The following is a 13,352-nucleotide window of genomic DNA, read 5'->3' as shown; positions in this document are numbered from 1 at the left end:
AAACGGCCACGTTGCTTTCACGTGGCCGTTTTCATTGTCCCGCTCGGGAACCTTGCGCAATGGAGCGCTCGCTTAACTGAAGAAGCTCTTCACCTTGTCGAGCCAGGATTGCTCCTGCGGGCTATGGCGCGATCCGCCCTCGTGCACCGAGCGATCGAACTGGCGCAGGATTTCCTTCTGCGCATCGGTCAGCTTGACCGGCGTTTCCACATTCACGTGCACGTAGAGGTCGCCGGGATAGCCCGAGCGCACACCCTTGATGCCCTTGCCGCGCAGGCGGAACGTCTTGCCACCCTGCGTGCCTTCGGGCACCGGGAAAGACGCCTTGCCGCCCAGCGTGGGCACTTCCAGCTCGCCGCCGAGCGCCGCCGTGGCAAACGAAATCGGCATCTGGCAATGCAGGTCGTCGCCGTCTCGTTCGAACACCTCGTGCGGCTTGATGTGAACCTCGACGTACAGGTCTCCGGGCGGCCCGCCGTTGATGCCGGGCTCGCCGTTGCCCGACGAACGGATCCGCATGCCTTCGTCGATACCGGCCGGAATCTTTACCTCAAGCGTCTTCTGCGATTTCAGCTTTCCCTGGCCGTGGCACTTGGTGCAAGGCTTCGGAATGAACTTGCCGCTGCCGTGGCACTTCGGACACGTCTGCTGCATCGTGAAGAAACCCTGCGACACCCGCACCTGGCCCACGCCATTGCAGGTTGGGCAGGTTTCCACCGACGAACCGGGCTCCGCGCCGTTGCCGTGGCAATGGTCGCAATCGTCCCAGTGCGGCACGCGGATCTGCGCCTCGTGGCCATGCGCGGCCTGCTCCAGCGTGATTTCCATGCTGTAGCGCAGATCGGCGCCGCGGTACGCCTGCGGACCATTGCCGCGGCGTCCGCCGCCAGCCGCCTGGCCGAAGATATCGCCAAAGATGTCGCCGAATGCTTCAGCAAAGCCGCCGCCGCCGAATCCGCCGGCGCCAAAGCCGCCAGCCATGTTCGGATCCACGCCCGCGTGGCCGTACTGGTCGTAGGCAGCCTTTTTCTCGGGGTCGGAAAGCATCTCGTAGGCTTCCTTGACCTCCTTGAACTTCTCTTCGGCTTCCTTGTTGTCCGGATTGCGGTCCGGGTGAAACTTCATCGCAAGCTTGCGATACGCCTTCTTGATCTCGTCGTCGCTCGCGTTCTTGCCTACCCCGAGCACTTCGTAGTAGTCACGTTTTGCCATGGTGGCTCATACCTGATTGGCCCGGCGGGTCACGGAATACCCGCCGCGCGATAAGCAAAAAAGCCGAGCGCGGTGTCCGACCGTGGTTTTCACCTTGAGTCAGACCACCGTCGCCCGGCGTCGGGAACGGGCGGCGGCGCCGGCTATCCCGGCGCCGCCGCCCCCTTCCCGCTTACTTCTTGTCGTTGACTTCCTTGAATTCGGCATCCACGACGTTGTCGTCCTGCGGCTGGGCCTGCTGCTGGCCGCCCGCGGCGCCGGCGCCAGGTGCGGCGCCCTCGCCAGCCTTGGCCTGCATCTCGGCGTAGACCTTCTCGCCCAGCTTCTGGCTGACTTCGGACAGCGCAGTGACCTTGGCGTCGATCTCGGCCTTGTCGCCGCCGCGTGCGGCGTCTTCCAGTTCCTTGATCGCCGATTCGATCTTGTCCTTCTCGCCGGCCTCGAGCTTGTCGCCATGCTCGGTCAGCGCCTTGCGCGTCGAGTGGATCAGCGCATCGGCCTGGTTGCGGGCGTCAGCCAGCTCGCGGGCCTTCTTGTCTTCCTCGGCGTTGGCCTCGGCGTCCTTGACCATGCGCTGGATCTCGTCTTCCGACAGACCCGAATTCGCCTTGATCGTGATGCGGTTTTCCTTGCCGGTGGCCTTGTCCTTCGCGCCGACGTGCAGGATGCCGTTGGCGTCGATGTCGAACGACACCTCGATCTGCGGCGTGCCACGCGGCGACGGCGGAATGCCTTCCAGGTTGAACTCGCCCAGCAGCTTGTTGCCGCTGGCCATCTCGCGCTCGCCCTGGAACACCTTGATCGTCACGGCCGGCTGGTTGTCGTCGGCGGTCGAGAAGACCTGGGCGTGCTTGGTCGGGATGGTCGTGTTCTTGGTGATCATCTTGGTCATCACGCCGCCCAGGGTTTCGATACCCAGCGACAGCGGCGTCACGTCCAGCAGCAGCACGTCGGTACGATCGCCCGACAGCACCGAACCCTGGATCGCGGCGCCCACGGCCACGGCTTCGTCCGGGTTCACGTCCTTGCGGGCTTCCTTGCCGAAGAACTCGCGCACCTGTTCCTGCACCTTGGGCATGCGGGTCATGCCGCCCACCAGGATCACGTCGTCGATGTCGCTGACCTTGACGCCCGCATCCTTGATGGCGGTGCGGCACGGCTCGATGGTGCGCGTGATCAGGTCTTCGACCAGCGCTTCCAGCTTGGCGCGCGTGATCTTCAGGTTCAAGTGCTTCGGACCCGAGGCGTCCGCCGTGATGTACGGCAGATTGATTTCGGTCTGCTGCGAGCTCGACAGTTCGATCTTGGCCTTTTCGGCCGCTTCCTTCAGGCGCTGCAGGGCCAGGACGTCCTTCGACAGATCGACGCCCTGTTCCTTTTTGAACTCGGCAATGATGTAGTCGATGATGCGCTGGTCGAAATCTTCGCCGCCCAGGAAGGTGTCGCCGTTTGTCGACAGCACTTCGAACTGCTTTTCGCCGTCCACGTCGGCAATTTCGATGATCGAGATATCGAACGTGCCGCCGCCGAGGTCATACACGGCAATCTTGCGGTCGCCCTTCTCGTTCTTGTCCATGCCGAACGCGAGCGCGGCTGCGGTCGGTTCGTTGATGATGCGCTTGACGTCCAGTCCGGCGATGCGGCCGGCATCCTTGGTGGCCTGGCGCTGCGAATCGTTGAAGTAGGCCGGCACCGTGATCACGGCTTCGGTCACGGGCTCGCCCAGGTAGTCCTCGGCGGTCTTCTTCATCTTGCGCAGCACTTCAGCGGAAACCTGCGGCGGGGCAAGCTTCTGGTCGCGCACGCCAACCCAGGCGTCGCCGTTGTCGGCCTTGACGATCGCATACGGCATCAGGCCGATGTCCTTCTGGACTTCCTTTTCCTCGAACTTGCGGCCGATCAGGCGCTTCACCGCGTACAGGGTGTTGCGCGGATTGGTCACCGCCTGGCGCTTGGCCGGGGCGCCGACCAGGATCTCGCCATCTTCCATGTAGGCGATGATCGACGGCGTGGTACGCGTGCCTTCCGAGTTTTCAATGACTTTCGGCGTGTTGCCTTCGAGGACCGACACGCAGCTGTTGGTGGTACCGAGGTCGATACCGATGATCTTACCCATAGTGTTCTCTCCTATTGAGCCCTGTCTCTCTGTCAGGGACTGCAATTTCAACCTGAGTGCGAAATGTGGCCGGACCGGGCCATTTCAAGGGCGAATCACGCTTTTCCGAGTAATTTTCTCGGTTTATCGCCTGCGCGCGCGATCCAGCCAAAAAGTTACCGATAAATCACTTCAATCATGTGCGTTCGCGCTGCCATAGCACGTCGGTGCCGCCGCTCGCGCGATTGAGCACCCGGGCCAGCACGAAAAGCAGATCGGACAGCCGGTTCAGGTACTGGCGCGGCGCCTCGTTGAGCGCCTCGGCGGCGCCCAGTTCGACCAGCGCGCGTTCGGCGCGCCGGCATACGGTGCGGCACACATGCGCCTGGGCGGCCGCGCGGCTGCCGCCTGGCAGAATGAACTCGGCCAGGCGCGGCAGGCTGGCGTTGTAATGTTCCAGCCAGGCGTCGAGCTGCGCTACCTGAGGCGTCTTGAGCAGTGTGAAGCCGGGGATCGACAACTCGCCGCCCAGATCGAACAGATCGTGCTGGATGTCTAGCAAGGCGCCGCGCACGTCCGCCGGCAGGTCCGGCTCGGTCAGCAGCAGGCCGATATGGCAATTCAGTTCGTCCACATCGCCGATGGCGGCGATACGCAGGCTGTTCTTGCCGACGCGGCTGCCGTCGCCGAGCCCGGTGGTGCCGGCGTCGCCGGTGCGCGTGGCAATCTTGGACAGGCGGTTGCCCATGCCGGTCTCCTCATTTTGTTGATCGACTGCGAAGTGGCGCAATTATGGACCGCTTCGGGCGTGCCATGGCCGTTAATCGGCGCGCGATCCGCGGTGGCGCGCCAGTCCTGTGACGCGGGCGCCCAAGCCGGCCGTAGAATAGCGGCATTCCACTGCATACAGAGCCATACGGCCCGCCGGAGACCCGCATGAACCACCCCACCCCCGCATCAGCGCTGGCGCGCCGTCCGTTTCCCACCCAACTGGCCGACGCCCTCGCGGCCCGCTTCGGCGAGCGGTATTCCACCTCGCACGGCGTGCGCGAGCACCATGGGCGCGACGAATCGCCATTTCCACCCGCGCTGCCAGACGCCGTGGTGTTTGCCCACAGCACCGAAGAAGTGGCCGAACTGGCCCGCTTGTGCAACGCCCACCGCGTGCCGCTGATTCCGTATGGCGCCGGATCCTCGCTGGAAGGCCATCTCCTGGCCGTGGCCGGCGGCGTGAGCCTGGACCTGTCGCAAATGAACCGCGTACTGGCGGTCCACCCCGAAGACCTGACTGTGACAGTCCAGCCGGGTGTCACACGCAAGCAGTTGAACCAGGAAATCAAGGACACCGGCCTGTTCTTCCCGATCGATCCGGGCGCCGACGCGTCGCTGGGCGGCATGTGCGCCACACGCGCGTCGGGCACCAACGCCGTGCGCTACGGCACGATGCGCGAGAACGTGCTGGCGCTGACCGTGGTGACCGCCGACGGCCGCGTCATCCGCACCGGCACCAACGCCCGCAAGTCGTCGGCCGGCTACGACCTGACGCGCCTGTTCGTGGGCAGCGAAGGCACGCTCGGCATCATCACCGAGGTGACGGTGCGCCTGTACCCCCAGCCCGAGGCGATTTCGGCGGCGGTTTGCGCGTTCCCCAGCATGGGCGATGCGGTGCGCGCGACGATCCAGACCATCCAGCTTGGCGTGCCCGTGGCGCGGGTCGAATTTGTCGACGCGCTGGCGATCCGCGCCATCAATCGGCACGACAATCTCACGCTGCCGGAAATGCCGCATTTGTTCTTCGAATTCCACGGCACCGAGGCCGGCGTACGCGAGCAGGCCGAGACCGTGCAGCAAATCGCTGCGGAACATGGCGGCCAGGGCTTCGAATGGGCCACCCGTCCCGAAGACCGCTCGCGGCTCTGGAATGCGCGCCACACGGCGTACTTTGCGATGCTGCAGCTCAAGCCCGGATGCAAGTCCGTCACTACCGACGTATGCGTGCCGATTTCGAGACTGGCCGACTGCGTGACGGAAACGGAAAAGGACCTTAACGCATCGTCGCTGCCCTGCCCGATCGTCGGACACGTCGGCGACGGCAATTTCCACGTGGCGATTCTGGTCGACCCGGACCAGCCCGCCGAAATGGCCGAAGCCGAGGACATCAACCGCCGCATCGTGCAGCGCGCGCTGGCGATGGGCGGCACATGCACCGGAGAACACGGCGTGGGGCTGCACAAGATGGGCTTTCTGGCGCAGGAACATGGCGAGGACGCGCTGGACCTGATGCGCGCCATCAAGGATGCGCTCGATCCGAACCATATCCTGAACCCGGGCAAGATCTTCAACGCCACGCGCTGAGGCACCGGTCATGGCATCGGCCTTTCATCGCGTCCCGCCGCTGCACCTGCTGATTGCATTCGAATCGGCGGCGCGGCTCGGCAGCTTCGCGCGCGCCGCCGAGGAACTTTCGGTCACGCCCAGCGCGGTCTCGCACCGGATCAAGAACCTTGAGGAACTGTGGGGCGAAGACCTGTTCGTGCGCTCGAACGCAGCGCTGCGGCTGACCTCGGCCGGCATGCGCTACCAGCGCAATGTGGAGGACGCGCTCAAATCGCTCAACGAACTGGCGCGTCCTGAATACAACAAGCTGCGCGCGCGCCTGCGCGTGGCCATTCCGCCCACGTTCGGCCGCCAGCACCTGGTGCCGCGCCTGCCCGAGTTCACGGCGCTGTATCCGCATATCGACCTGGAACTGCACCTGGCCGTGCCGTTTCTCGATGTGAAGGCGGAAGACACCGATCTGGAAATCCGCTATGGCACCGGCCGGTATCCGGACCTGAAGACGACCCGGCTGCTGGTCGAGCCCGTGTTTCCGGCATGCGGCCGCGAATACTACGAGCGCGTGAACGGTTTCGCGATCAAGCGGCCCGACGACCTGCACAACCTGACGCTGCTGCGCAGCCCGCTGGAGCCGTGGCGGCCCTGGTTCGAAACCGCCGGGCTGGACTGGCCCGAACCGCAGACCGGCGCGCAGTTCAACGATATCGGCCTGATGCTCGAAGCCATCGTATCGAACCAGGGCGTGGGGCTGGTGCGCCAGCGCATGGCGCGGCAGTGGCTGGCCGCGGGACAGATGATCAAGCTGCTCGATATCGAATCGGTCTCGCCGCACGGCTACTACATCGTCGAACGCGAACAGGCGCCGCTGATGCCCGAAGCGCGCTATTTCATTGACTGGCTGCTCGGGCTGGACTGGTAGCGCCGCAGCCACTACGCTGGAACTGGCCGTCCGCGCCCGGCATGAACCATTTTGATCGGGTTGCCATGCCGAATTCACGCGCCCTGGCACGCGCGTGGCCAATTGCCTGCGCTATAGTCTGCCGTCCCGGCCGTGCGTGAAGGCGACGCGCGGCGCCCGGTCCGTCACAGGAGTAGCTGCCATGAACGCCCCGCAAGACGCCCACACCGTTGCCGGTGCATCCACCGAAACCCGCCGCACCGCGCTGCTGGCGCGGCTGGCCGACATCCTTCCCGAATCGGCCGTGCTGTGGAAGGCCGAAGACACCGTGCCCTATGAGTGCGACGGACTGGCCGCGTATCGGCAAGTGCCCGACGCCGTGGTCCTGCCCAGCACCGAAGAGCAGGTCTGCGCGGTGCTGCGTCTGTGCCATGAACTTGGCGTACCAGTGGTGCCGCGCGGATCGGGAACCAGTCTGTCGGGCGGCGCCATGCCGATTGCCGGCGGCCTGGTGCTGTCGCTGGCCAAGTTCAAGCGCATCCTGTCGGTCGATCCCTATTCGCGCACGGCCGTGGTCCAGCCCGGCGTGCGCAACCTGGCGATCTCCGAGGCCGCGGCGTCGCACAACCTCTACTACGCGCCCGATCCATCATCGCAAATCGCCTGCTCGATCGGCGGCAATGTGGCGGAGAATTCGGGCGGCGTGCATTGCCTGAAATACGGCCTGACCGTGCACAACGTGCTGCGCGTGCGCGCGGTGACGATGGAGGGCGATGTGGTGGTATTCGGGTCCGAAGCGCCCGACGCGCCCGGGCTCGATCTGCTGGCCGCGCTCATCGGCTCCGAAGGCATGCTGGCCGTGGTAACCGAAGTCACCGTGCGGCTCATTCCCAAGCCGCAACTGGCGCAAGTCATCATGGCCAGCTTCGACGACGTCGAAAAAGGCGGCAATGCCGTGGCTGACGTGATCGCCGCCGGCATCATTCCTGCCGGACTCGAGATGATGGACAAGCCCGCCACGGCCGCCGTCGAGGAATTCGTCAAGGCCGGCTACGACCTCGACGCAGCGGCGATCCTGTTGTGCGAATCCGACGGCACGCCCGAGGAAGTGGCCGAGGAAATCGGCCGCATGAGCGAAGTGCTGCGCGCGTCGGGCGCCACGCGCATCACCGTGTCGCAAAGCGAAGCCGAACGCCTGCGCTTCTGGAGCGGCCGCAAGAATGCCTTCCCCGCGGCGGGCCGCATCTCGCCCGACTACTACTGCATGGACGGCACGATTCCGCGCAAGCATATCGGCACGCTGCTCAAGCGCATCGAACAGATGGAGCAGAAGTACGCGTTGCGGTGCATCAACGTGTTTCACGCCGGCGATGGCAACATGCACCCGCTGATCCTGTTCGACGGCGCTGACGCCGACCAATGGCACCGCGCCGAACTATTCGGCGCCGACATTTTGGAAACCTGTGTGGAACTGGGCGGCACGGTGACCGGCGAACACGGCGTCGGCGTAGAAAAACTCAATTCGATGTGCGTGCAGTTCTCGCGCGCCGAATGCGAGGCGTTCTTCGGCGTGAAGGCGGCGTTCGATCCGGCGCGGCTGCTGAATCCGGACAAGGCCATTCCCACGCTGGCACGCTGCGCCGAATACGGCAGGATGCACGTGAGCCGCGGACTGCTGCCGCATCCCGATCTGCCACGTTTCTGACCCGTTCCTGATCCACACACACCGGTGGGCACAGGCAGCATGTCGACTCTGCGCAAACCGTTGATTTCCCAGATGCCGCACCGCAACCAGACCGCGCTCAACCGCCAACGGCTGGGCCTGCCCGAATCGGGCTGGCGCCAGCGCTGGTACACCATCATCTTCGAAGCCGACACACGTCAGGGCCGGCTGTTCGACGTGCTTTTGCTGATCGCCATCGTCGCCAGCGTGGGCGTGGTAATGCTCGACAGCATTCCATCAATCCACGCGCGGCTTGGCGGATTGTTCACCGTGCTCGAATGGCTCTTCACGCTGCTGTTCACGGCCGAGTACATCATGCGCCTGTCCGTGGTGAAACGGCCGCTGCGCTACGCGCTGAGCTTCTACGGCGTGATCGATTTCATTTCGATCATGCCGACGTGGGCGTCGTTCTTCGTGCCCGAACTTGCGTTCCTGATCGACGTGCGCCTGCTGCGTCTGATGCGTGTCTTTCGGATTCTCAAGCTGACGGTGTACTTCGAGGAAGCCGAGATCCTGGCGCGCGCACTGGCCAACAGCCGCCGCAAGATCTTCGTTTTTCTCGGCACGGTGTTCATCATCACCGTGATCCTCGGCACCGTGATGTACGTGGTGGAAGGCCCGCAGAACGGCTTCACCAGCATTCCGCACAGCATGTACTGGGCCATCGTGACGCTGACCACCACGGGCTTTGGCGACATCGTGCCCAAGACGCCGGTAGGCCAGTTCATCACGTCGCTGACGATCCTGCTGGGCTACGGAATCATCGCATTCCCGACCGGCATCGTCGGCGCGGAACTGGCCGCCAGCATCATCAAGCGGCCGCTGACCACGCGCTCGTGCGAACACTGCCTGACCGAGGGCCACGAGCCCGACGCGCATTACTGCAAGCATTGCGGCAGCGCGTTGCCGGACTATCACGTGGAGGCGATGCCCGACAACGCGCCCGGCCCCCGCACGCCGCCGAAAGACAACTGATACCAATACCGATAACCATACGTCCTCATGCAAGCCAACCTCGACGCCACACTCGCGAGTTTTCGCGATGCGATCCGCCAAGCCGGCGACAGCCGCACGCCGTTGCGCCTGCGCGGCGGCGGCAGCAAGGATTTCTATGGTCAGGCGCTGGCAGGCGACGTGCTCGACACGCGTGCCTATCGCGGGATCGTCGATTACGACCCGGCGGAGCTGGTGATCACGGCGCGCTGCGGCACGCCGCTGGCGGAGATCGAGGACGCGCTCGCGGCGCGTCGTCAGATGCTGGCCTTCGAGCCGCCGCATTTCGCTGCGCGCGGACAGGCCAGTGCCGCCACGCTGGGCGGCGCGGTGGCGGCCGGATTGTCCGGGCCGCGCCGCCAGTCGGTGGGCGCGTTGCGCGATTTCGTGCTGGGGGCGCAACTGATGGACGGCAAGGGCGAAATCCTAAATTTCGGCGGTCAGGTCATGAAGAACGTCGCCGGCTATGACGTATCGCGCCTGCTGGCCGGATCGCTCGGCACGCTCGGGCTGATCACCGAGGTGTCGCTCAAGGTGCTGCCGACACCGTTCGACGACGCCACGCTGCACTTTGCGATGTCGCAGGCCGATGCCATCGACCAGCTCAACAAATGGGGCGGCAAGCCGCTGCCGATCGCCGCCTCGGCGTGGCACGACGGCGCGCTGCACGTGCGGCTTTGCGGCGCCACGGCGGCCGTATGCGCGGCGCGCGATGCGCTGGGCGGGACGAACGTCGACGGCAGTCACGCACTGCAGTTGTGGTCGGCGCTGCGCGAACAGACACATCCGTTCTTCGCCCCGGCGCACGACGCCGCGCGCGCGCTGTGGCGCATCGCGGTGCCGCCCGTGACCAAGCCGCTCGATCTGCCGGGCGCGCAACTGGTGGAATGGGGCGGCGGCCAGCGCTGGTGGATCGCCCCGGACGACAGCGCCGCCAGCGCCGATCAGGTGCGTGCGATCGCCCAGGCCGCAGGCGGGCACGCCACGTTGTTCCGCAATGGCGACAAGTCGGTCGGCGTGTTCACGCCGCTCTCCGCACCACTGGCCGCGATCCACAAGCGGCTGAAGGCCACTTTCGATCCTGCCGGCATCTTCAATCCGCAGCGCATGTACAGCGGGCTCTGAAACCTCGCCAATATAACGACCCCACCATGCAAACCACCCTGGCCGAATTCCTGCGTGACACGCCCGAAGGCGAAGAGGCAAAGTCGATCGTCGGCAACTGCGTGCACTGCGGCTTCTGCACCGCCACCTGTCCCACCTATCAGCTGCTCGGCGACGAGCTCGATGGTCCGCGCGGGCGCATCTATCTGATGAAACAGGTGCTGGAAGGCAATCCGGTGACCGAAAGCACGCGCCTGCATCTGGACCGCTGCCTGACCTGCCGCAACTGCGAATCGACCTGCCCGTCCGGCGTCAGCTATGGCCGGTTGGTCGACATCGGCCGGCAGATCGTCGACGACAGGCTGGCCGCGCAAGGCGTGCAGCGCCCCGCCGGACAGCGCTTCACGCGCTGGTTGCTGCGCGAAGGGCTGACGCGCCCCGCGCTGTTCGGTCCGGCGCTGAAGCTGGGCCAGGCCGTGCGCCCGCTGCTGCCGCAAACGCTGCGCAACAAGGTGCCCGCGCATCGGTCGCCAGAGGGCGTCTGGCCGCGCAACGAACATCCACGCAAGATGCTGCTGCTCGATGGCTGCGTGCAGCCGGCGATGTCGCCGAACATCAATGCCGCCACGGCGCGCGTGTTCGACCGGCTCGGCGTGCAGCTGGTGGTGGCGCGCGAGGCAGGCTGCTGCGGCGCGATCCGCTTCCATACCGGCGACCATGCGGGCGGGCTCGACAACATGCGGGCCAATATCGACGCGTGGTGGCCCCATGTCGAAGCCGGCGCGCAGGCCATCGTCATGACGGCATCGGGCTGCGGTGCGATGGTGAAGGACTACGGCCATTTGTTGCGCAACGATCCAAATTACACCGAACGCGCCGCGCGCATATCGGCGCTGACGCGCGACCTGTCCGAACTGTTGCCAGACTTCGCCGACGACCTGCAGCGGCTGGCCGGCGCGGTGCCGCGCGACGGCCGCCGCGTGGCGTGGCATCCGCCCTGCACGCTGCAGCACGGCCAGCAGATCCGCGGCAAGGTGGAGTCGCTGCTGACACGGCTGGGCGTGGACGTGCGCCTCTGCGCGGATAGCCACCTGTGCTGCGGATCGGCGGGAACATATTCAGTGTTGCAGCCGGAATTGTCGTACCGCCTGCGCGACGACAAGCTCGACAAGCTGCAGGCCACGTCGCCCGATTCAATCGTGTCGGCCAACATCGGCTGCATCACGCATCTGCAGAGCGGCACGCAGACGCCGGTGATGCACTGGGTGGAGCTGGTCGACCGGATGCTCGCGCCGGCGGTCGCCGCGCAGGCCGCCTGACCGCCTGACGACCCGAAGCGTCCGGTTGCACGCATCTTGTACGGGAGTACCATGTCGGCACATTTGCTCCCCAAGCTGCCCCCATGCTCCACACGTTTGCCATCCTGCTGGTCTTCCAGACCGTGGGCGAGGTCATCAGCTATGCGTTGCACCTGCCCGTTCCCGGCCCCGTCATCGGCATGCTGCTGCTGTTCGGCTGGCTGGCCTTCGACAACCGGCTGTTGCCGGTGATCCAGGGCCCGGCCAGCGAACTGCTCAAGCACCTGTCGCTGCTGTTCGTGCCGGCCGGTGTCGGCATCATGGTGCACGCAAGCCGTATCGGCAGCGAATGGATGCCGATCGTGATTGCGCTGGTGATCTCCACCTGGGTGGCGATCGCCGTGACGGCGCTGGTCACGCGCGCGCTGATGCGCAAGCCGCCAGCGCAGACGCCAGCACCCGCAGGTCCGGAGATGCAGCCATGATGTCACCGCGCCTGAACGAAATCTGGGTGTATCTGGCTGCCAGTCCGCTGATCGGGCTGACCGCAACGCTGCTCGCCTATGTGTTCGCGTTCCGCATCTATGAACGCGCAAAATTTTCGCCGCTGGCCAATCCCGTGATGATTTCGGTGGCGATCCTCGTCACCGTGCTGACGGTCACCGGCACGCCGTACAAGACGTATTTCGATGGCGCGCAGTTCGTGCACTTCCTGCTGGGGCCGGCCACGGTCGCGCTGGCGGTGCCGCTGTACATGCAACTGCCCAAGCTGCGCACCAACCTGCTGCCACTGCTGTGCGGCCTCGTGGCCGGTTCGCTGGCCGCCGTGGTGTCGGCGGTGGGAATCGCCTACGCGCTCGGCGCATCGCCGGAAGTGGTGCGCTCGCTCGCGCCGAAGTCGGTCACGATTCCGATCGCCATGGGCGTCTCCGACAAGATCGGCGGACTGCCTTCGCTGACTGCCGTGCTAGTCATGGCCACCGGGATCATCGGCGCGGTCAGCGCCACCTTCCTGCTGAACCTGCTGCGTATCCGTGACTACACGGTGCGCGGCTTCGCCACCGGCGTCGCTGCGCACGGCATCGGCACCGCGCGCGCGTTCCAGGTCAGCCAGGAAGCCGGCGCTTTCTCGGCGCTGGGCATGGGGCTGAATGGCGTGCTCACGGCCATCATGGTTCCGCTCCTGGCGGCGTGGATGCCGCGCTGATACCCTGACAGGCTCCTGACACGACGCTGTCAGGAGCGCCCGCGCATCATCCGGTCTCCCAACATTGCGAAGAGGAGAGCCACCATGTCCAATCCGTCCAACGCGCTGGTCAACTGGCTGGAAATCCCGGTGACAGACATGCAGCGCGCGATGCGTTTCTACGAGTCGGTGTTCGAACATCCGCTGCGCCGCGAAACCATCGGCGAAGTCGACCTGGCCGTCTTCACGCATGCCGAATCGGCCGGCGCACTGGTGCAGGGCGAACAGTACCGGTCCAGCGCGTTCTATGGCCCCGTGCCGTACTTCAATGCGCCGCAGCTGGACGACGTACTGGCGCGCGTAACTTACGCCGGCGGCCGCACGGTGCGCGGTCCGGTGCAGTTGCCGGACAACATGGGGCGCTTCGCCCATATCACCGACAGCGAAGGTAACCGGATCGGCCTGCACGAGCCGGCCGCGCACTGATCGCGCATCGGAAAACACAG

The 13,352-nt window shown here is 65.4% G+C and carries 12 protein-coding genes; 9 read left to right on the top strand and 3 right to left on the bottom strand.

Going from position 1 to position 13,352, the window contains the following annotated elements:
* Window positions 1-72: 72 nt before the first annotated feature.
* From dnaJ to F7R19_RS05370, 3 genes are all read right to left on the bottom strand, one after another.
* The gene (dnaJ, locus tag F7R19_RS05380) at window positions 73-1,212 is read right to left on the bottom strand and encodes a molecular chaperone DnaJ (protein WP_061952938.1); all 1,140 of its coding nucleotides are present in this window, start codon (window positions 1,210-1,212) and stop codon (window positions 73-75) included.
* 172 nt (window positions 1,213-1,384) lie between these two features.
* Window positions 1,385-3,328, bottom strand: coding sequence for a molecular chaperone DnaK (gene dnaK, locus F7R19_RS05375; protein WP_061952940.1), 1,944 nt, complete (start codon window positions 3,326-3,328; stop codon window positions 1,385-1,387).
* Window positions 3,329-3,503: 175 nt separating this feature from the next.
* A complete protein-coding gene (locus tag F7R19_RS05370) occupies window positions 3,504-4,055 on the bottom strand; it encodes a cob(I)yrinic acid a,c-diamide adenosyltransferase (RefSeq protein WP_061952943.1) in 552 nt (183 codons plus the stop codon).
* 188 nt (window positions 4,056-4,243) lie between these two features.
* Here F7R19_RS05370 and F7R19_RS05365 point away from each other — a divergent pair, with 188 nt between their 5' ends.
* From F7R19_RS05365 to F7R19_RS05325, 9 genes are all read left to right on the top strand, one after another.
* Window positions 4,244-5,662 carry an FAD-binding oxidoreductase gene (locus tag F7R19_RS05365; RefSeq protein ID WP_150979582.1) on the top strand — a complete coding sequence of 473 codons (1,419 nt, stop codon included), beginning with the start codon at window positions 4,244-4,246 and terminating at the stop codon, window positions 5,660-5,662.
* 10 nt (window positions 5,663-5,672) lie between these two features.
* Window positions 5,673-6,563, top strand: coding sequence for a LysR substrate-binding domain-containing protein (locus F7R19_RS05360; RefSeq protein WP_061952947.1), 891 nt, complete (start codon window positions 5,673-5,675; stop codon window positions 6,561-6,563).
* 181 nt (window positions 6,564-6,744) lie between these two features.
* Window positions 6,745-8,247: an FAD-linked oxidase C-terminal domain-containing protein gene (locus tag F7R19_RS05355; protein WP_150979581.1), complete on the top strand. Its 1,503-nt coding sequence runs from the start codon at window positions 6,745-6,747 to the stop codon at window positions 8,245-8,247.
* A 72-nt stretch (window positions 8,248-8,319) separates the two neighbouring features.
* Window positions 8,320-9,240 carry an ion transporter gene (locus F7R19_RS05350; RefSeq protein ID WP_150979674.1) on the top strand — a complete coding sequence of 307 codons (921 nt, stop codon included), beginning with the start codon at window positions 8,320-8,322 and terminating at the stop codon, window positions 9,238-9,240.
* A 27-nt stretch (window positions 9,241-9,267) separates the two neighbouring features.
* Window positions 9,268-10,383: a glycolate oxidase subunit GlcE gene (glcE, locus tag F7R19_RS05345; protein ID WP_150979580.1), complete on the top strand. Its 1,116-nt coding sequence runs from the start codon at window positions 9,268-9,270 to the stop codon at window positions 10,381-10,383.
* 26 nt (window positions 10,384-10,409) lie between these two features.
* Complete coding sequence (gene glcF / locus F7R19_RS05340) at window positions 10,410-11,681, top strand: glycolate oxidase subunit GlcF (protein WP_150979579.1); 1,272 nt, start codon at window positions 10,410-10,412, stop codon at window positions 11,679-11,681.
* 83 nt (window positions 11,682-11,764) lie between these two features.
* Window positions 11,765-12,145: a CidA/LrgA family protein gene (locus F7R19_RS05335; RefSeq protein WP_150979578.1), complete on the top strand. Its 381-nt coding sequence runs from the start codon at window positions 11,765-11,767 to the stop codon at window positions 12,143-12,145.
* Window positions 12,142-12,867, top strand: coding sequence for an LrgB family protein (locus tag F7R19_RS05330; RefSeq protein ID WP_150979577.1), 726 nt, complete (start codon window positions 12,142-12,144; stop codon window positions 12,865-12,867). Before F7R19_RS05335 ends, F7R19_RS05330 begins: the two co-directional genes overlap by 4 nt.
* Before the next feature lie 84 nt (window positions 12,868-12,951).
* Window positions 12,952-13,332, top strand: coding sequence for a VOC family protein (locus F7R19_RS05325; protein ID WP_061960251.1), 381 nt, complete (start codon window positions 12,952-12,954; stop codon window positions 13,330-13,332).
* Window positions 13,333-13,352: the final 20 nt, after the last annotated feature.

Source organism: Cupriavidus pauculus, assembly GCF_008801835.1.
GTDB lineage: Bacteria > Pseudomonadota > Gammaproteobacteria > Burkholderiales > Burkholderiaceae > Cupriavidus > Cupriavidus pauculus.
The sequence above is the reverse complement of the archived record's forward strand: the minus strand, read 5'-3'. Positions and strand labels throughout refer to the sequence as shown.